General features: G+C 61.0%; 14 protein-coding genes and 1 pseudogene. 10 read left to right on the top strand and 5 right to left on the bottom strand.

Features of this window, described 5'->3' with window-relative positions; genetic code table 11:
- Positions 1-2,232: pseudogene (locus JMN37_RS10775) on the top strand (hypothetical protein); the annotation flags it as partial.
- Here JMN37_RS10775 and JMN37_RS10770 read toward each other — a convergent pair.
- A complete protein-coding gene (locus JMN37_RS10770) occupies positions 2,229-3,557 on the bottom strand; it encodes a Fic family protein (protein WP_071573728.1) in 1,329 nt (442 codons plus the stop codon). The pseudogene JMN37_RS10775 and the gene JMN37_RS10770 sit on opposite strands and share 4 nt — an antisense overlap.
- Positions 3,558-3,743: 186 nt before the next feature.
- Between JMN37_RS10770 and JMN37_RS10765 the strand changes: the two genes are divergently transcribed.
- Together JMN37_RS10765 and JMN37_RS10760 are read left to right on the top strand one after the other, a co-directional pair.
- On the top strand, positions 3,744-4,988 hold the full coding sequence (locus JMN37_RS10765) for an inorganic phosphate transporter (protein ID WP_252932158.1): 1,245 nt from the start codon (positions 3,744-3,746) through the stop codon (positions 4,986-4,988).
- A 9-nt stretch (positions 4,989-4,997) separates the two neighbouring features.
- Positions 4,998-5,246, top strand: a complete 249-nt coding sequence (locus tag JMN37_RS10760; protein ID WP_071573727.1) for a hypothetical protein — start codon at positions 4,998-5,000, stop codon at positions 5,244-5,246.
- 1,280 nt (positions 5,247-6,526) lie between these two features.
- Here the strand turns inward: JMN37_RS10760 and trpB are convergent.
- Positions 6,527-7,870, bottom strand: a complete 1,344-nt coding sequence (gene trpB / locus JMN37_RS10755; protein WP_071573726.1) for a tryptophan synthase subunit beta — start codon at positions 7,868-7,870, stop codon at positions 6,527-6,529.
- A 98-nt stretch (positions 7,871-7,968) separates the two neighbouring features.
- Between trpB and JMN37_RS10750 the strand changes: the two genes are divergently transcribed.
- From JMN37_RS10750 to JMN37_RS10730, 5 genes are all read left to right on the top strand, one after another.
- Complete coding sequence (locus JMN37_RS10750) at positions 7,969-8,496, top strand: PepSY domain-containing protein (RefSeq protein ID WP_071573725.1); 528 nt, start codon at positions 7,969-7,971, stop codon at positions 8,494-8,496.
- Positions 8,497-8,666: 170 nt separating this feature from the next.
- Positions 8,667-10,019, top strand: a complete 1,353-nt coding sequence (locus JMN37_RS10745) for a TRAP transporter large permease subunit (RefSeq protein WP_252932157.1) — start codon at positions 8,667-8,669, stop codon at positions 10,017-10,019.
- Positions 10,020-10,023: 4 nt separating this feature from the next.
- Positions 10,024-10,335: a hypothetical protein gene (locus JMN37_RS10740; RefSeq protein ID WP_252932156.1), complete on the top strand. Its 312-nt coding sequence runs from the start codon at positions 10,024-10,026 to the stop codon at positions 10,333-10,335.
- A gap of 12 nt (positions 10,336-10,347) precedes the next feature.
- Positions 10,348-13,161, top strand: coding sequence for an FAD-binding and (Fe-S)-binding domain-containing protein (locus JMN37_RS10735; RefSeq protein WP_252932155.1), 2,814 nt, complete (start codon positions 10,348-10,350; stop codon positions 13,159-13,161).
- A 23-nt stretch (positions 13,162-13,184) separates the two neighbouring features.
- A complete protein-coding gene (locus JMN37_RS10730) occupies positions 13,185-13,970 on the top strand; it encodes a nitroreductase family protein (RefSeq protein ID WP_252932154.1) in 786 nt (261 codons plus the stop codon).
- Positions 13,971-14,126: 156 nt separating this feature from the next.
- On the opposite strand, the gene JMN37_RS10725 is transcribed toward JMN37_RS10730, so the two are convergent.
- Both JMN37_RS10725 and JMN37_RS10720 read right to left on the bottom strand, forming a co-directional pair.
- Positions 14,127-14,747 carry a hypothetical protein gene (locus JMN37_RS10725; RefSeq protein WP_252932153.1) on the bottom strand — a complete coding sequence of 207 codons (621 nt, stop codon included), beginning with the start codon at positions 14,745-14,747 and terminating at the stop codon, positions 14,127-14,129.
- A complete protein-coding gene (locus tag JMN37_RS10720) occupies positions 14,744-16,111 on the bottom strand; it encodes an AAA family ATPase (RefSeq protein WP_252932152.1) in 1,368 nt (455 codons plus the stop codon). Before JMN37_RS10720 ends, JMN37_RS10725 begins: the two co-directional genes overlap by 4 nt.
- A 319-nt stretch (positions 16,112-16,430) precedes the next feature.
- Between JMN37_RS10720 and JMN37_RS10715 the strand changes: the two genes are divergently transcribed.
- Together JMN37_RS10715 and JMN37_RS10710 are read left to right on the top strand one after the other, a co-directional pair.
- Positions 16,431-17,060 carry a hypothetical protein gene (locus JMN37_RS10715; RefSeq protein ID WP_071573719.1) on the top strand — a complete coding sequence of 210 codons (630 nt, stop codon included), beginning with the start codon at positions 16,431-16,433 and terminating at the stop codon, positions 17,058-17,060.
- 144 nt (positions 17,061-17,204) lie between these two features.
- A complete protein-coding gene (locus tag JMN37_RS10710) occupies positions 17,205-17,750 on the top strand; it encodes a hypothetical protein (protein WP_252932151.1) in 546 nt (181 codons plus the stop codon).
- 363 nt (positions 17,751-18,113) lie between these two features.
- On the opposite strand, the gene JMN37_RS10705 is transcribed toward JMN37_RS10710, so the two are convergent.
- On the bottom strand, positions 18,114-18,541 hold a 428-nt coding region (locus JMN37_RS10705), incomplete at its 5' end, for an integrase core domain-containing protein (RefSeq protein WP_252932150.1).

The following is an 18,541-nucleotide window of genomic DNA, read 5'->3' as shown; positions in this document are numbered from 1 at the left end:
CAGGCGGATCTTTACGACGCAGACATCCACTCATTCGGCCACACAGCGGGACCTGACTGGACCTCAACCTGGGCGATCTCCAACAACGCCGACGTCACCGACCACGTCGAGATCCTCAAACTCCACACGGACCTACCAGGAGTAGAAACCGACTACACAAACAAGGACCAACTAGGAACCTACAAGGTTCGACTCACCGGCGGACGCATCTACCCCGAAACCATCCCCCTCGACGTCGAAGCCATCATCTATTACAACGACGGCTCCACCAAACGCCTCACAGGCACCACCAACATCCACCCACTTCCGGTAATGGTTGCACACGACGAGGCTTCCAAAGACCCCCACGCGCTTGATCACTTGACCCAGGCGGATCTTTACGACGCAGACATCCACTCATTCGGCCACACAGCGGGACCTGACTGGACCTCAACCTGGGCGATCTCCAACAACGCCGACGTCACCGACCACGTCGAGATCCTCAAACTCCACACGGACCTACCAGGAGTAGAAACCGACTACACAAACAAGGACCAACTAGGAACCTACAAGGTTCGACTCACCGGCGGACGCATCTACCCCGAAACCATCCCCCTCGACGTCGAAGCCATCATCTATTACAACGACGGCTCCACCAAACGCCTCACAGGCACCACCAACATCCACCCAGTCCTGGAGCTGATGAAAAAGCCCAACGAAGTGCCGTACATCAGCTGGGAAGAACTCAATGATCTCAACGGGACACCGCAGTACTGGTCTCACTTGACTGATTCCCCGGATGTAAAGTCAGCGCGCGTCGTGAAATTTGAGCCGTCTGCAGACGGCGTCAAATATGAGGCAGTCGAAGGCCGCGACGGGGAAGTTGGCTTGAATGTCTGGCTAAACGACAATCTGGAGTACCCCGCAAGCATCTCGGTAGACATCACAACCGAGGTGGAGTTCAACGATGGGGAAATCACGAACGTCGATGGAACTCTCTGGATCCAAACGGACCCCAGCTTGGTTCCTAACGAGGTTCCCCCAGTCAACGAAGAAGAGTCTTACGACGTCACCACCACCCCGATATACCAGTACACTTTGGGGCCATCGCCAGATGTAGCGACGGTCAAGCTCGCGCAATTCGAAGCATCAGCCGAGGGCGTGCAGTACAGAGTCATGGACGAACCCAACTACGCTGGTGAGATCGAAATGTGGCTGGACGGCGATCGCCGATACCCAGAGACCATTACGGTTGATCTCTCCTGGGATGTTACGTTCCACGACGGAAAAACGACTCAGGTGCAGAGCAAGCAGACTCTGCATCCTGCAGCGTGGCTCATCGAAAGTGACGAGCCTCAAATGTCGATGGCCGACTTGTACGACCCGAAAATCACCACTGTCCCTGCGTACAGCGTAGGTCCCAAGAACACCTACTGGACCCACGTAATTGCTGCTGGACCAGATGTTTCGGAAATCAACGTCCTGAAATTCGATGCACCGTACCCGCTGGAATACGAAACCTACAGCAACGAATTCGGCATGTTTGCTATGTACCTGCGCCTTACTGGAGGGAAAATCTACCCTGAGACGTTCAAGGTACCCATCACCTCTGAAGTCATCTACAACGATGGTTCGCGCGACGTCATCACTGGCACCCTCGAGGTACAGCCGCTCAAGTCTCTCGTAGCAGAAGAGACACCAGAAGCACCAGAGCCCACCACCGAAGCGTCGACGCCCGTGCACACGAGTAAGCCGACTCCGACGCCAACGACGGCGACACCAAAGTCTTCGCTGACGACTAAGCAAGTACCACCAGCAGCCACGACAACTCCAACGGTTGCGCCAACCACCACTGCGGCAACAAAGTCTCAGCCAACTCTGGTAGTGCCGACGACGACGTCTAAGAAATCCACCACGACATCCGCGACGCCAACGCGCGCTACAACAACCACAGCTGCACCGGTTAGTTCAAATACCGTAACGGCAGCCCAGAAACCGGCACCCACGAAGAACTCAGAGACCACAAGCCCCACGCCGTCTGCGGTAACTGTGACAGGAACATCACCCGTAGATCAGCCAGCTAAGCCGAAACCAAACACGCCGGTTCCAGCGCCGACAAAAGAGGGCTCTTCGATGAGCACAGCGGGAATCGTGGCAACGGTCGCCGTAACGCTGTTCGCTCTCCTGGGTGGACTATTCTTTGCGCTCAAAGACCAGCTACCGAAGGAAATTAAACAACACCTGCCGTTCTAGCTTTCGGGTGTGAACGCCCGCACCGCGTCGGCGAGTACGGCTGCCGACCAGGCGCGGATGCGGGCAGTCAGGCTCAGGCTGATGTCCGGGGTGAGCTCGCGACGAAACACTTCCAGGTTCCGTGGACCAGGACGACCAGATGGCTGCGCATACGTACAAGCCACGATGTATTCGGGACGATCGGTAGCCTGCAGATTGGCAAACACGCTGAAGTTCGCGGTCACTTGGGAGCCGGAAGATGAGGTCGGCGTGAGGGAGAAGGAAAAGCCGTCGGCGTCGGCAATGACGGGGAGGTAGCCGGTATCGGCGCAGGTTGGAGTGGTGCAGGTACGGGCGATGGTGGCGTCGAAAAGAGGGTGCTGGAGTGCACCGAACTGGCGCTCGAGCTCCGTGAACACCATGTCCGCCAGACGGAGTGCGGAGGTATCGCCGAGGTCGGCGAGGGCGGAATCGACGTCATTTGTGCCGCCGAGTTCGACCATCGCGACGTTCATCGTGTCAATCGCCCGCTGCTCAATGAAATCGATGAACGGGCGGAACACACCCGCATCGGCGCTCTCGAGGGCGTCGTAGTAGTGGTGCTTTTGGTCGTCGAAAATGACGAGGGGGATACCCGGATCCCGGTACAAAAACACTGACGACAACGCCCGCGCCACACGCCCATTGCCATCAGCAAACGGGTGCACGCATACAAACGCATAATGCACATACGACGCCTGCACCACCGGATGCGCCGCCACAAACTCATCCAAACGGCACTGCTCCACCAGGCGCCGCATCTCACTCGGCGTCTCCTCCGGCGACGCATACACGTGCTGCGAACCATCCGGACGCACCGGGGAATTCTGCTGGGACTTATACACGCCACGCTGCAGTGGCTGCTTCTGGCGACGAAGCTCACCAGCAACCAGCACCCTGACCTCATACTCGTCCTGGCTCGCCATGATCGTTTCGTGCAGGCGACGGATCAACGCCTCCGTCAACGGCCAGCGGCCCGTAGCCACATCAAGCGCCAAGTTGTAGCCGTCCATCGCCGCTTCAAACGACGGCCGCGCATGGACACCGCGCTCCTCCATCGCCGATTCCCAACCATGCGCCTGCTTCGCCACGGAATACGTAAAACCACGATCCGAACGAAACACCCCCTCAATCGCATTCGTATCGACGGCAGCAAAGCGCGTCGACTCACGCGAATAGCGAGCACGCTGCTCCGCCCCGAAACGCCGAAACTCGGCAGCAAGTCGCTCAAACGCCCCATGCCCATTCGCCTGGTTGGACCACTCAGCAAACGTCGGAAAAGGAACGTACGCAGCGGAATCGTTCACGGTACACCTCCCCAACCTCGGCGTGTCCTCATTGGCACAGACTCTAACACGAACACACCCCCATACCAGCCCCAGAAGGTGAACAACGGGCGGACAATCTGGGAAAAGGCCTGGTGAGAGGTGAACAAAAGGTAAAAAGTGGAAAAGAGTTTCATTCCGCGCTGGAGAGGGGAATAATTCGACGTTGTGAGTATCACTATCCTTCTGATTCTGATTATCGCCGTGGCGCTGTTCTTCGACTTCACGAACGGTTTTCACGACACGGCGAACGCGATGGCCACATCCATCGCGACGGGGGCGCTCAAGCCGAAAACGGCGGTGGCGCTCGCGGGCGTCCTTAATTTAATAGGGGCGTTCCTGTCGGTGGCGGTGGCCAAGACGGTAGCGAGTGGCATCGTGAAGTTGGACGGGTTCGACCTGACCGACACCATCGAATCCGAAAAGCTGCTGCTCGTGGTGTTCGCCGGGCTGACCGGCGCCATCATGTGGAACCTGTTCACCTGGCTGTACGGGATCCCGTCCTCATCCTCGCACGCGCTGTTCGGCGGGCTGATCGGCGCGGCGATCGCGGCAATCGGGTGGGGAGGCGTCGTGTGGGAAGGCGTCCTGGACAAGATCATCCTGCCCGCCGTGTTCGCGCCGTTCGTCGCGGGGATCATTGCGGCCGTCGCGACGTGGCTGGTGTACCGACTCACCGCCAACGCCGAACACGAACACCGCGACACCTACTTCCGCTGGGGCCAGGTCGGGACCGCGTCGCTCGTCGCGCTCGCGCACGGCACCTCCGACGCCCAAAAAACCATGGGCGTCATCTTCCTCGCCATGGTCGCCGCCGGGCAATTCGACGCCGACCACACCATGCCCTTCTGGATCCAAGCAGCGTGCGCCCTGGCCATCGCCATCGGCACCTACTCGGGCGGGTTCCGCGTTATCCGCACACTGGGCAAAGGGCTCGTCGAGATCCACCCGCCACAAGGCCTCGCCGCGGAAACATCGTCCGCAGCAATCATCCTGACCTCCTCCCACCTCGGCATGGCACTATCGACGACCCACGTCGCCACCGGATCCATCATGGGCTCAGGCCTTACGGGCCCGAAGGGTGAAGTGCGCTGGGGAGTCGCCGGAAGGATGGCGCTCGCCTGGATCACCACACTGCCGATCGCGGCAGCCATCTCCTTCGTCACGTGGTGGGTGGCGAAGTGGGCGTCGACAATCGGAGGCGACCTCGTCTGGGGCGGCATCCTCCTCACCGTCATCCTCGCAATCGGCGGCGGCTACATGTTCTACCGCGCGCAACTGCAGCCCGTACACCGCGACAACGTCAACGACGACTGGGACCCAATCGACGGCCCCGAAGGCCCCGAAACCGGCCCGACCGGACCCGCGCACATCGTCGACACCACCCACGGCCTCAACCACATGGGCAAATAGGAGACAGAAATGCTGCAATCACTACTCATGGTCCTCGGCGTAGGCATGCTGCTCGGCGCCGGGCTGCCCACCCTGTTTTCGATGAGCATCCACTTCCTGTCCCCAGCCGAAGACGGCACGGCGGCGAGCGGGGTGCGGCGGGTTATTGGCTGGGCGTTCCTGGCGATCGTGCTGGTCGCCGTGGTGGCCGCCATTTTGCTGATCGCGCGCGAACGGATCGAATACTTCACCGGGTGGGACCCGTACCCGTTCTTGTAGATTGAGGTTTTTGGGGTTGTTTTCGTTCCGGTGTTTTCGTTGGTTTTCGTTGGTTTTCATTCCGGTCGAGGTGTTAAAGGAGTGCGACGCTGGTCGCCAGAAATCATCCTTGGCCAGTGCGAATGTGCGACCTGCATCGCACGCTTCTAATCCCACGCTTTGAATGGATCGGGGTATTTCTGCGGTTCAGCCGTGGGCGAGAATCGGGAAAGCGGCTGTGTAAGCTTTGGAATAGCGCTTTATCGAAGCGCTCCCTTTTCTAGCGGTGCGAGTCTCCACCGCTGGTGTGGTGGATCCAGGCTTGCCCTGGCTAGTTGGGGCCACCTCTCCGTGGGAAAGGGGGTGAGACGAGATGCCTAAACCTGGTGTCGGCGATAAGCCGGAAAAGGGGAAGGTCCGGATAGCAATCGGTGCGATTACGATCCGGACCTTTGTGGCGCTGACATGGAGGCGTTGGGTGGCTTCATGTCATATCCCACTATAGACGAGTTGTTGCCCTTTGCCTCAAGCCTGGGGAAATGAGTGTGCTGGCCACCGGGACTCGTTCCAGAAATACCTGCGACACGCCAATAGTGGGTGTTGACAAACTAATTTTGTGGCCCTAGAGTTACCTCAACGTGAACAGAAGGTTAACAACCTTCACACTTTGAAAGGAGGGACCCACATGATGCAGTTGATCAACCAAATCCGCACGTGGTTCCGCGACGAGAACAACGGCGTTGCCACCGGCATCGACGTGCTACCGCTCGCAGTCCTTCCACGGGCATAATTGCAAATGGGTTTGAGCCCGCACCCCTTGGTCTTTATGGCCGGGGTGCGGGTTTTTGCGTTGGTGAGGGAGGGCGCACCAGATTCCAGGATTTCGGGAGGGCGCCTGGGCAAAAGACCAGGTCGCAGGTTGGGCGGGAGGGAATGTGGTGTCCCCCCAACCGAGTGAGTGCCAAAGGACGCAACCAACTTTTCGCGACCTGGGCTTTTGCCGGATCTGGCAGATGGAATTGCGTCCTTTGGCACTGCTGTGAGGAGGCGCGCACCAAATTCCGGGATTTCGGGAGGGGGCCTTGATAAAAGCCCAGTTCGCCGCAACGCCAAGAGGGAATCTGGTGTCGAGCTGGAGGGAGTGCGCACCAAATTCCAGGGTTTCGGGAGGGGGCGGGCGGAAAAGCACAGGTCGCCAAAAGGTCACGAGCGAAAGTGGTGCACGGGGAATGCACAGGCAGCACACAGGCAGGCGCGGGAAGAAAAAAGGGCCCCACGAGGGGCCCTCAAGAACCCAATAACTAGTGGGCGACGGTGTGGCCTGCCTCGCGTTCGTTGGAGGAGCTGGTCATGGAGGCGAGGACTTCGCTGATGTGGAGGTCGCCGATGGGGGCTTGCTCGGGGTCGTCGAAGAGTTGGTCGCCGAGGATGTTGTAGACGTAGTCAAGGTCCTTGTCGCCACGGCCGGAGAGGTTGACCAGCAGGTTGAGTTCGTGGCCGTCGGCGTCGGCGACTTCGGCGAGCTTCAGGGCGTAGGCCAGGGCGTGGGAGGACTCGAGGGCGGGGATGATGCCCTCGTAGCGGGAGAGGAGTCGGAAGGCCTGAAGGGCGTCCTCGTCGGTGACGGCGACGTACTGGGCGCGGCCGATCTCGCGGAGGTAGGCGTGCTCGGGGCCGACGCCCGGGTAGTCCAGGCCGGCGGAGACGGAGAAAGACTCCGGCAACACTTCGCCGTCCTGACCAGTGACGATGTAGGAGCGGGAGCCGTGCAGGATGCCCAGCTTGCCGTGGTTGAGCGGTGCGCCGTGGCGGTCGGTGTCCAGGCCCTCGCCGGCGGGTTCGACGCCGATGAGTTTGACGTCGGCGTTGCCGGGCTCGTCCTTCAGGTATTCGGCGAAGGCGCCGATGGCGTTGGAGCCGCCGCCGACGGCGGCGATGACGGCGTCGGGAAGTCGGCCGGTGTCCTCCAGCATCTGCTGGCGAGACTCGCGCGAAATGACGGCCTGGAACTCCTTGACCAGGGTCGGGAAGGGGTGGGGGCCGCACGCGGAACCGAGGACGTAGTGGGTGGAGTCAATGTTGTCGACCCAGTCCTTAAGCGCGATGTCGATGGCGTTGGACATGGAGCCGCCGGTGTCATTGGTGACGGGGACGACGGTGGCGCCCATCAGGCGCATGCGGCGCACGTTCGGCTGCTGGCGCGCAACGTCCTGCGCACCCATGTAAATCGTGCACTCCATCCCCATCAGGGCGGCAACCATGGCGGTGGCGGTGCCGTGCTGGCCGGCGCCGGTCTCGGCGATGAGCCGGTTCTTCCCCAGCCGCTTCGCAATCAGCGCCTGCGCCAGCACCTGGTTACCCTTGTGTGCGCCACCGTGCGCGAGGTCCTCACGCTTCAGGAAAATTTTCGACGACCCAACCCTCGGCAAGTTGGCACACTCGTAGACCGGGGTCGGTCGGCCGAGGAACTTCGCTTGGAGGCGCGAGAGCTCGTCGAGAAACGCTTTGTCCTCGCGGGCCTCGACGAAGGCGCGCTCCAGCTGATCGAGCACCGGGTAGAGCGGCTCGGGCACATACTGCCCACCGAACTCCCCGAAATATGCAGGTAGGAGCGTGTCGCGCTCAATCTTTTCTACATCGGTCATGGTGAATTTCCTCCGCGTCTGTGAACCTTTGTTGTGCGACACTCTACCTCCAAAACGTGTAGTGTGGGGGCTTTCTGAACTCGAACAAAGGAGCAATCATGAAGCGCACACTGACAGTCCTGGCCGCAGCGGCACTGCTCGCTGGCTGCTCGAACGGCGGCACTGAGGCGCCAGCAACAAAGACCGTGACGGAGGCCCCGGAGACCACGGTGGCGACCACGGCGACGACGGCGGCAGCGTCGGAAAGCACGGGTGAGGCCACCAACGACGCCGCGTACGACGCGATTGAGGCGGCACGCCCATTCGGCACCGTCATCTCCATCGACCGCGAGAACAACACCAACGCTTTCGAGGTCAAGGTCGCCAAAGACGACCAGATCATTGAGCTGCATGTCGACGGCAACCACGTCATGCAGCAGGAGTCCGAGCAGGACGCTGAGGACGTCGCGAAGGCGGGCCAGGCAACCGTGGCGATTGAGGACGCCATCAAGGACGCCCTCAACCAGCACGACGGCATCCTGGATTCCGCGGAGCTCGACGAGGACAACGGCGCACTGCAGTGGGAAGTCAGCATCGATAACCCGGACGGCACTGACCTGGCAACGGTCAACGTCCCGGCGAAGTAAGGATTACCGCTACTGGGGGTCAAACCCGGGCGGGTGCAACAACGCACCCGCCCGGGTTTTTGCGTTGATGGGGGAGGGGTGGCGTCGATAATTAGTTTGAGCGTATAGGCCCGACAACATCCAGCGCGTAATGTGTGCCGCGTCACCATTTGGAGTTGAAGGGAGTGAACATGGGCATCGTTGCGTTGATAGTGTTCATCGCGATCACGGTTGTGTTCAATGTTTTGCTAAAGCGCAATATTGCAGAAGCGCTGCTGATCGGCCTGGTCGGCGTGGCGCTCGTCGGCGGAACGAGGGCGCCAGAGCTGCTGTGGCTGGGAATTAAAAAGGCCGTCTCCTCGGAGGTCACGTTCGCTGGTATGGCGTTCGTGTTCATGGGGATCATTGTGCAGTCGACGGGCTTGATTGACAGGCTGATTACCATCCTGAACTCGATCTTCGGCCGGCTGCGCGGTGGGGCGGGCTACGTGTCCACCCTGGCCTCGGCAATGATGGGGCTCATCGCGGGCTCAACCGCTGGCAACTCCGCCACGGTCGGCTCCGTGACCATCCCGTGGATGAAGCAGACAGGGTTCTCCTCCAATAGGGCAGCGACCCTCGTCGCCGGTAACTCCGGCCTGGGCGTGGCGCTGCCGCCGAACTCCACCATGTTCATCATTCTGGCGATGCCGGCGGCTGCGGCGTCGTCGGCAAGCCAGGTGTACGTGGCGCTGGCCTGCGCCGGCGCATACGCGGTGCTGTACCGCCTGGCAGTCGTGTTCTTCTGGACCAAGAAAGACCGCATCCCCAAGACTCCCAAGGACCAAATCGTGCCGTTCGGGCAGGCGTGGGCGCAGGGGTGGCGCTCGCCGTCAATCTTCCTCGGCATCATCATCCCGGTGCTGCTCACCATCGGCCCGCTGGCCAACTGGTTCAAAAACTCCACCGGCGTCGGCGAGGACGGCATCAAGGCCATCTCCATCATCGTGTGGGTGCCGGTACTGATCACGCTCATCGCCCTCATCGAGGGCGCGGGCCGCATCCGCCGCAACAACGCCCAGTTCAGGGCACAGATCGTCCGCGACCTGCCGAGCTTCGCCACCGTGGGCATCTCGCTGTTCGCAGCGCTCGCGGCCGCGTCCATCATGGAGGAACTCGGCGTTGGCGACCAGCTCTCCAACACGCTCGGGGCAATGGACCTGCCGAAGTGGGTCATGATCCTCGTCGTCGGCGTGCTCGCCGTCATCGTGGCAACCCCGCTGTCCTCCACCGCGACGGCAGCCGCCATCGGCGCCCCGGCAGTCGCGGCGCTCACCGCGGTGGGCATCGACCCGACGGTGGCGATCGTCGTCACCCTGCTATGCACCTCGACGGAGGGGGCGTCGCCACCCGTGGGCGCGCCGATCTATCTCTCGGCCGCGATGGCGGAAGCCAACCCGACCAAGATGTTCATCCCGCTCATCATCTACTTCGTCCTGCCGATGATCCTGCTGGCGTGGCTCGTCGGCATGGGACTGGTCCCCGTCTACGTACCAGGAGCGTAACACCATGAACCCAATCTTCAAGCTCTTCTCCATCCTGTTCTACGTTTTCCTCGCCGCATTCCTCCTCGGCGGGCTCGCACTCGTCGGCATTCAGGCGGTCGGACTCGTCACCGGCAGTGGCGACACCATCACCGGCGCCAAAGCGACGCTCGCGCCGTGGGTCTTCGGCGCAGCTACACTTTGTGCAGTATCCGCATTCGTACTCGGCTACCGCCCCGAAGCGCTCCGAGCACAACGCGAACAACGCCAACGCGACAAAGAAGTGCAGTTCCGCGAGCACCGCGACGATGCTCGGGACGAAAACAGCGCAGAATAATAGAGGACACGCATGAACACCACGCCACACGCCATCCGGGCCAAGCTCCGCAAAGACATGCCAACCCGGGCCGCCTACTCCTCTGACGCATCACTCTTCCGACGCGTCCCGGCCGCAGTACTCGAACCCAGCAGCGCACAAGACGTACTCGACGGCATCGCCTACGCACGCGAACGCGGCTGGTCCATCGTGGGGCGTGGTGGTGGATCCTCCGTGGCGGGCAACGCCATCGGCGACGGCCTCGTCATCGACACCTCCCGCTACTTCAACCGCATCCTCAACATCGACCTCGAGGCCAAAACGGCCACCGTGGAACCCGGCGTCATCTGCGACCAACTCCGCGACGCCGCCGCACCCCACGGCCTGACCTACGGCCCCGACCCCTCCACCCATTCCCGATGCACCATTGGCGGAATGGTGGCCAACAACGCGTGCGGCTCACACTCCGTCGCCTACGGCACCTCCGCCGACAACCTCGTCGACATCACACTCGCACTTGCCGACGGCAGGGAAGTCACCTTCAACACGGACGGCTGCGATGATCCCCAACTTCACGACGCCCTCTCCGCCCTCTACACCGAAAACCAGGAACTGATCCAGCGGGAACTCGGGCGCTTCCCCCGCCAAGTCTCCGGATATGGACTGCACTACCTGGGCACCGACATGGCCAAAGCCATCGCCGGGTCCGAAGGCACCCTCGGGGTGATTACGCGGATGACCGTGAGGCTCGTCGATAAGCCGAAGCACACCGCACTGGCCGTGCTGTCTTTCGCGGACGTCTTCGCCGCCGCCGACGCCGCCCCCAAACTGCGCCAACCCGGTGTGGCCACCATCGAAGGCATGGGCGGTGACCTCCTCGACGCGCTACGCAGCAAAAACGGGCAAGAACACGCCGGCGAAAACCTCCCCGGCCAACCCCACGCCGGCGGCTGGCTCTACTGCGAAACCGAAGGCGACACCCTCGAGGAAGCCATCGCCGCCGCCGAAGCGCTCACCACCACCGTCGAACACACCGGAGCCGTCGTGGTCAGCGACCACGCCGAAGCCCGCGCACTCTGGCGCATCCGCGAAGCCTCCGCAGGCACCGTCACCCGCCTCCCCGACGGCGGCGAAGCCTGGCCCAACTGGGAAGACTCCGCCGTACCACCCGAAAACCTGGCCAGCTACCTGCGCGGACTCTACGACCTCATGGACACCTACGGCTACCGCGGCATCCCATTCGGCCACTTCGGCGAAGGCTGCGTCCACGTCCGCATCAGTTTTGACTTCCACTCAACAGAGGGCATCACCAACTTCAACAACTTCATGAATGACGCCGCCACACTCGTCACCAAGCACGGCGGGTCCCTGTCCGGCGAACACGGCGACGGCCGCGCACGCTCATCCCTGCTGCACACCATGTACAGCCCCGAAATGCGCGCCATCTTCGAAGAGTTCAAACTGCTCTTCGACCCACAGCGCATCATGAACCCCGGCGTCCTCGTCTGGGCCGACGCCGTCACCGACGGCCTCCGCATGGAACCCGCCCAACGCGCCCACGAAATCACACCCGTCCAACTCTTCCCACGCGACAACGGCAGCTTCACCGACGCCGTCAACCGCTGCGTCGGCGTCTCCGCCTGCCGCTCCATGGACGGCGCCATGTGCCCCTCCTTCCAAATCACCCACGACGAAATCCACTCCACCCGCGGCCGCGCCCGCATCCTCTCCGAACTCTTCCGCGGCGAAACCATCACAGGTGACGACGCCGAGTCTGCGCTCGACCTGTGCCTTTCCTGCAAAGCGTGCGCCTCCGAGTGCCCGGTCAACGTGGACATGGCCACCTACAAAGCAGAGTTCCTCAACGACCACTACGCCGGCCGCGTCCGCCCACGCGTCCACTACCTCATGGGCTGGCTGCCAATCCTCAGCCACATCGCCCACAAACTCCCGCTCGTGCCACGCATCACGAACTGGGCCCTCCACGCCCCCGTCGTATCGACGGCGGTGGCGAAACTCGGCGGCGTTGACACCGGGCGGCCGCTCATCAGCTTCGCCCCGGAGTCACTGCAGAAGTGGGCGCGGAAGCGTTCGGGTGCTGATGGCGGTGCTGCTGGTTCGCGTGAGCGGATCGTGCTGTGGCCCGACAGCTTCAACAACAAGCTCAACACCGGCCCGGCGCGAGCGGCCGTCGAAACGCTGGAAATGCTCGGCTACGAAGTCATCATCCCCGAAGGCTTCGTCTGCTGCGGCCTGACCTGGCACTCCACCGGCCAACTCGCGATGACGCGGCGCGTGCTCGAACACTCCGCGCATGTGCTCAAGCCGTACCTGGACCAAGGGCTGCAGGTTGTCGCGCTGGAGCCGTCGTGCACCGTCATGCTGCAACACGACGCCACCACCCAAACCGCCGACCCCGCCGTACGCGAACTCGCCGAAGCCACCCACACCTTCGCCGAAATCGTCGCCCCGAAGATCCAGGCGCTCGTCGCCGAGGGCAAGGTACGCAAGCACAGCGGCAGCATCCTCACCCAAGTGCACTGCCACGAGAAGTCACTCGGCGACCCGCAGCAGTCCTCCCTGATCCTGGCGGCGCTCGGCTACGACGAAGAACAAATCCAGACCGGGTGCTGCGGTCTCGCCGGCAACTGGGGCTTCGAAGACGGCCACGCCGAAATGTCGCTGGAGCTGGGAGAACGCGAACTGTTCCCGCGCGTGAGGGAGCACGACGGCCCCGTCGTCGCCGACGGCTTCTCCTGCCGCACCCAAGTCGAGCAGGGCACCGGCACCCAGGCGCAGCACGTCGCCGAAATCGTGCGCGATGTGCTGCGGGAGGAGCTCGGGTAGCCGATTTCAAGTACCGTGTGGGCATGAACCACACCATCGAACACCAGCTACGGCACAGGACGATCCGCGAGTTTGAGCGGAGGGGCGTCGATAAGGAGGTGCTGGACCAGCTGTTCGAGGTCGCGATGCGCACAGCGAGCTCGCGCGGCCTGCAGCAAGCCAGCATCATCCACGTCACCGACGCCGACCTGCAGCGAAGGCTGGCAGAGATCGGGCAGCAGGAATACGTCGGGCGCGCGCCCGTCTACCTGCTCTTCATCGTCGACACCGCGCGCAACGCCGCACTCTTGGAGGACCCCTCAGCCGCCGGGCACACCCGCCCCTTCGTCGAAGGATTTACCGACGCCTGCCTCATGGCCCAAAACGTCGTCAACGCGGCGGAGTCGCTCGGGATGGGCGCCAACTACCTCGGCAACATCCACAACGACCTCCAAGCCGTCGTTGACCTGCTGGAACTGCCACGCTTTACCTTCCCGGTCGTCGGGCTGACCCTGGGCTGGCCCGCCCAAGACCCACAACTCAAACCACGCATCCCGGCGCGGCTTCGCGTCATGGAAAACGCCTACCAGGCCCCCGCGAGCTGGTCCGAGGCGCTGGGGGAGTACGACCAGGAGATGACCACCTACTACGACCTCCGAGACGCCAACCGCAGGTCCGACAACTTCTTCCGCCAAGTCCGCGCAGGGGTTGCCGACGCACGCCGTGCCGCAGGACGGGTCCCTGGATGTCGCGCGGCGGCAGGGGTTCGAGATCTAATTTTTTGGGGGGCGAGTGCCAAAGGACGCAATTCCTGTTTGAAGAGGGAGTAAAAGCCCAGGTCACGAAGAAGGGGTTGCGTCCTTTGGCACTGGGGTGAGGGGGAGCGCACCAAATTCCCCCTCGTGGAGTTGGCGAACTGGGGAAACGCCGAGGGGGTCTGGCGGAAAACGGGAATGTGGTGTCCCATCGGGAGGGAGTGAGTGAGGCTAGAGGCCTGTTTGTGCGCTGAGGATCTCATCACGCACGCGTTCGAAGGACTCGCACCCCTCCAAGAAGCTCACATCGGTAAGTGCCTCCACCCAACGGGACCGGTCCGTCGTGAAGCGGGAATCATGCTTTCGCTTTCGGCGCCCGCGGGTGGCGAAGTGGGCGTCGTGAAGCTGTTTTAGCCGATCCTTCGCCGCGATATTCGGGATAGTTTTCCTGGCTGGCAGATCCTTCGCAGGAATGTTGATCCCCAGCTGTGCCTGATACTGCGGACTGTGCAGTGCGTGGAGCACCCACGCCTCAGTCATTTTCACCGGCACAACGGGAACAACCGCGAACTCCGGGCTGACCTCTTCGGACGCCTGGTGGACTTCAAGCGCACGGCGCTCATAGCCGTCATTGTCTGCATCCCGATGAACAAAAACAATGTCAGGCGTTTGACCCTGATCCATGATGAGCTGAAGGACATCAGCCGTGCGCTTCGACCCCGCGAAAGGCTGAGCAACAATTTGGGAGTCAGCCCCGAATCCGAGATCGATGAGGAGCGCCTTGAGCGGGCTCATCAAGCCATCGTCGCTGGTACCCTCGCGAACGAGCAAACAGTACAGTGGTCTACTCATTGATCCCCCTCATCTTCTACCGCGAAGAACTCCCGGAAGTTGAGCTCCGGAAACGACTCGCGAAGAAGCTCCTCAACGTTCGCAGCCGAAGCCTTCACCTTCGACTTCCTCCAGCTCCCCTCCGCCACCACCGGGGTGAGGACCAGCGAGCCATTCATCGGATCCTTCGACCCCAGCAACAGCTCGTCAAAATTGTCCTTGTGCAGCGCTAAAAATGCTGGTGAATGGGTATTCACGATGACCTGACGAAGCGGATTCTCCGCCCCAATTGCTTCCTCAGGATCCACACTCAAATTGTGCAACAGCCAATACATCGCCTGGATCTTTAACGGGTGAATGCCGTTCTCGGGCTCTTCGAAGCAGATCAGGCGGCTCCCACCGGAGTCAAGCAAGATCGTGCCTAGGACCAGGAAGCGCAGCGTCCCGTCAGAAAGAGAACGGGCAGACACCACACCGCCATTACCGACCTGCGCCTGCAGCGTAAACACCTGGCGTGCCTCGTCAAAGTCCACCGTAACGCTGCGTACATCGACAAGATCTCCGACGACATCAGCAAGCTCCGCAAGCACATCATGATCCGGCGACTGCCCCACAAGACGATCCAACGTCTTCGGCAGGTTCCCGCCCTTCGCACTAATAAAGTCGGGAGCCAACGCCTCGCTCGGCGCGCGCATGGCACTCGGCTCAAGGGAAAGGTACATCCACGCATCCAGCTCCCGGCGCGCCGCCATAATCACCGGATACTGGTCCTGCTGCCCATACACCGACAGCGCAGTACGGGCCGGCGCATCCCCGCTCAGCGACACCAACGACGGCCTTCCCTGACTTCCATGCCGCACATGGATTTGTCGTTCCTGCTCACTCGTCTCAATAAACGCTTTTCGACGTCCGCCCATGATCGCAGACTCAACAAAGCTTTTCTTTGCCCAACCCAGCTTCTCTCGAGCATCCGCCTTCGTAAGCGGTTTCAGCTCCTCACGCGTAACAACAATGCTGGAAACGTTCCTATTGTTGCCAACAGTCACGTCCCGCAGCTCAAGATCAACCTCATACCGGAGATACGTCTGATCAGCAGTAATCGACTTGCCGAAGGAATCCTCAAATTCCTTCTCCGTAATCATCTCCGCAGCAAACGACATCTTGCCACCCGGCGCGAAAATATCGCGCACGTCGCCCCCATTGCCCCGGATCTTGATGGCAGCCTCATTCAACGTCCGCGACCCAGTGAGCGCTAGGAACTGGAGGGCGTCGAAAAGATTAGATTTACCAATCGCATTCGCCCCGGCGACACACGTGTAAGGGCCGAGGTCGATAGCTAGGTTGCGCAGGTTCTTAAACCCATCAACTTCAAAGCGGGTAAGCATATCGAAATACTAACCCACGCCTAGCTAGTCAAACTCTCTAAGAACCTGAACCGTCAGGTTCTTTTACTGCTAGGGCAGATTAAGGAATACGGCATCGGGGCGATTGCGGAATCGGGGGGACGCGGGCGTCGGAAAGTGAGTGGGAAATGCGAAGCCTTCCTCGTCGGTAGTGCGGGAGCGTGGCGAGCGCAGTCGCGTGCTCAATAAAACATAAACCTTTCTCAATTTAGGCTATACTTTACACACTTTCTTCACAGCTGACTCTGTGTTGAGTTTAACCATGTGAACCGCCAGGTTCCCCGACAGTAAAGGACACCACATGAAGCGAATCGTTGCTTCCATAACCGCAGTAGCCATGCTGGCTACCACCGCCACACCGGCAAACGCCGCCAACGCTAAGTACCAGAACGGTACCTGCGCGTTCACCCTGTTCGACGACGAGCTTCCCAGCCTCAAAGCAAGCACCATCGCACCCAAGAAAGCACTTTCGGAGGCCGGGTTGCGCGAGGCATTCGCGCTGGTAACGCCGCAAGAAGCATCGGACAAGCTGACACTCCTCGATCAGGAGGTCGCCGCACTCACCAAGCAGCGCTCAGAACTACTCGACGCCACCACCAACGGCACAGCCGACGAACAACAACTTAAACAGCTCAACTCCCAGCTCAAGTTCCTTCGCGCTTTCGAGCCTGCCCTGAAAGCCTGCTCTCAGCGCGAGGACTACAAGGGGAGAGTAGTCCGAAGCCCACGTCCAAAGCAGACTGGACCAAAGCAGACCGGGTCAATCGGCAACAGCGAAGGAAGTAGCATTAAAGATGTGAGCCCAGCAGAGATGCGCGATTGGCTCAGCGTCGCTGGCCCACTCGCCGGGATCTTCCTCGCAGTAGCGCTCGGCGCGGCCGCACTCGTGACCGTGGTATTCCCAGAAATGGCACCGAAGCTGCCGTTCTAGGCGCACCTATTTCGGGGGTATTTAGGGAGCAACTCCAAACATTTATCGAAAAACTATTTCCCGAATAGTGGGGATTCAATATATTTTCGAGCTAGGTAGTTCACCTAAAGCCCCTTAATTCTTACCCCTGAAAAGAGGTTCAACATGAAGAAGATCATCACCGCCGCAGTTGCTTCGGCAGTCATCGCTGGTGGCCTGGCCGCTCCAGCACAGGCAGCTGACAACCAGCCACAGGAGACCAAGTGCAAGATCACCTACCCGGTTGCCAAGGAAGGCGACAAGGCCGAAACGAAGGAATTCACCAAGGCTGAGGCTGACGCACAGCTAAAGAAGGACATCGAGGCTTCGGCCAAACTGGTCAAGGAGCGCGCTGAGGTCGAGGCACAGCTCAAGGACAAGAAGATCAAGCAGGAAGACGCCGACAAGAAGTTCAAGGAGATCGACGCAAAGCTCGCCACCCTGAACGCCACCGCCCCAGCACTTCGCGCTTGCGCAGCTGGCAAGAACCTCTCCCCATCCAGCTCCAAGATCGAGTCCACCCTCAGCTCCATTGACGGCAAGCTGAACAACTACGGCATCGGTGCCGTAGCTGGTGGCTCCGTTCTCGCGCTGATCGCCCTGATCGCAGTGGCCCTGCCACAGGTTGCACCGATGCTGCCACCAGCAGTGCGCGACGCGCTTCCTTTCTAAGAAGCATCTCACCGATAGATGTGGGCGACCCATGTGGGTCGCCCATTTTTTATGCGCTTGGGCTAGAAGCCTAGGGGGCGCGCACCAGATTCCTGGTTTCTGACAGGCGGGTTTGGAAAAGACCAGGTCAGTTAGGGCGCGGGAGGGAATGTGGCGTCCCATCGGGGGTGCCAGTGCCAAAGGACGCAATTCCTGTTGGGGGAGGGGATAAAAGCCCAGGTCGTGAAAAGGGGGTTGCGTCCTTTGGCACTGGGGTGAGGGGGAGTGCACCAAATTCCCTCTCGTGGTGTTGACGACCAGGGGAAACGCCGAGGGGGTCTGGCGGAACGCTTTATGTCAAGTGGTTGTGAACGTGGTTGGGTGTTAGATCGTGATGGGTTGTGGGGGCGGGGCGGTTTGGGTAGTGGTGCGGATGATGCTGACTTCTGCCGGAATGCCTGTGCCAGCTGCGGTGTTCGGAAGTTGAGTGATGATGCCTTCGCGTAGCGCGTTTCGCATCCCCTCCTCGCGTTGGTGTTGCAGTTTGTCCCAGGTGCCGTCGAGGACTGCTTGTGGCGGGTAGTAGTTGATTCCACTGTGGGGAGTGGCGTTATAGACCGGCACCCATTCGTTGAGCCAGTTTTTGGCGTGGCCGAGTGTGGCAAACGTTTTCGGGTAGTAGGTCCTGCCTTTCATGGTGTGGAACACCGACTCGGTATGCGGATTGTCGTTGCTGGTGTGAGGCCGGTTAAATGAGCGGGCCACACCGTGTTTGGCGAAGAGTTTGCCGAGGCGTTTGCTTGTCATCGCAC

It is taken from the genome of Corynebacterium lipophilum (assembly GCF_024102595.1).
Classification (GTDB): Bacteria; Actinomycetota; Actinomycetes; order Mycobacteriales; family Mycobacteriaceae; genus Corynebacterium; species Corynebacterium pseudogenitalium.
Note: the sequence above shows the minus strand (reverse complement) of the source record. Positions and strands in the feature narration are given on the sequence as shown.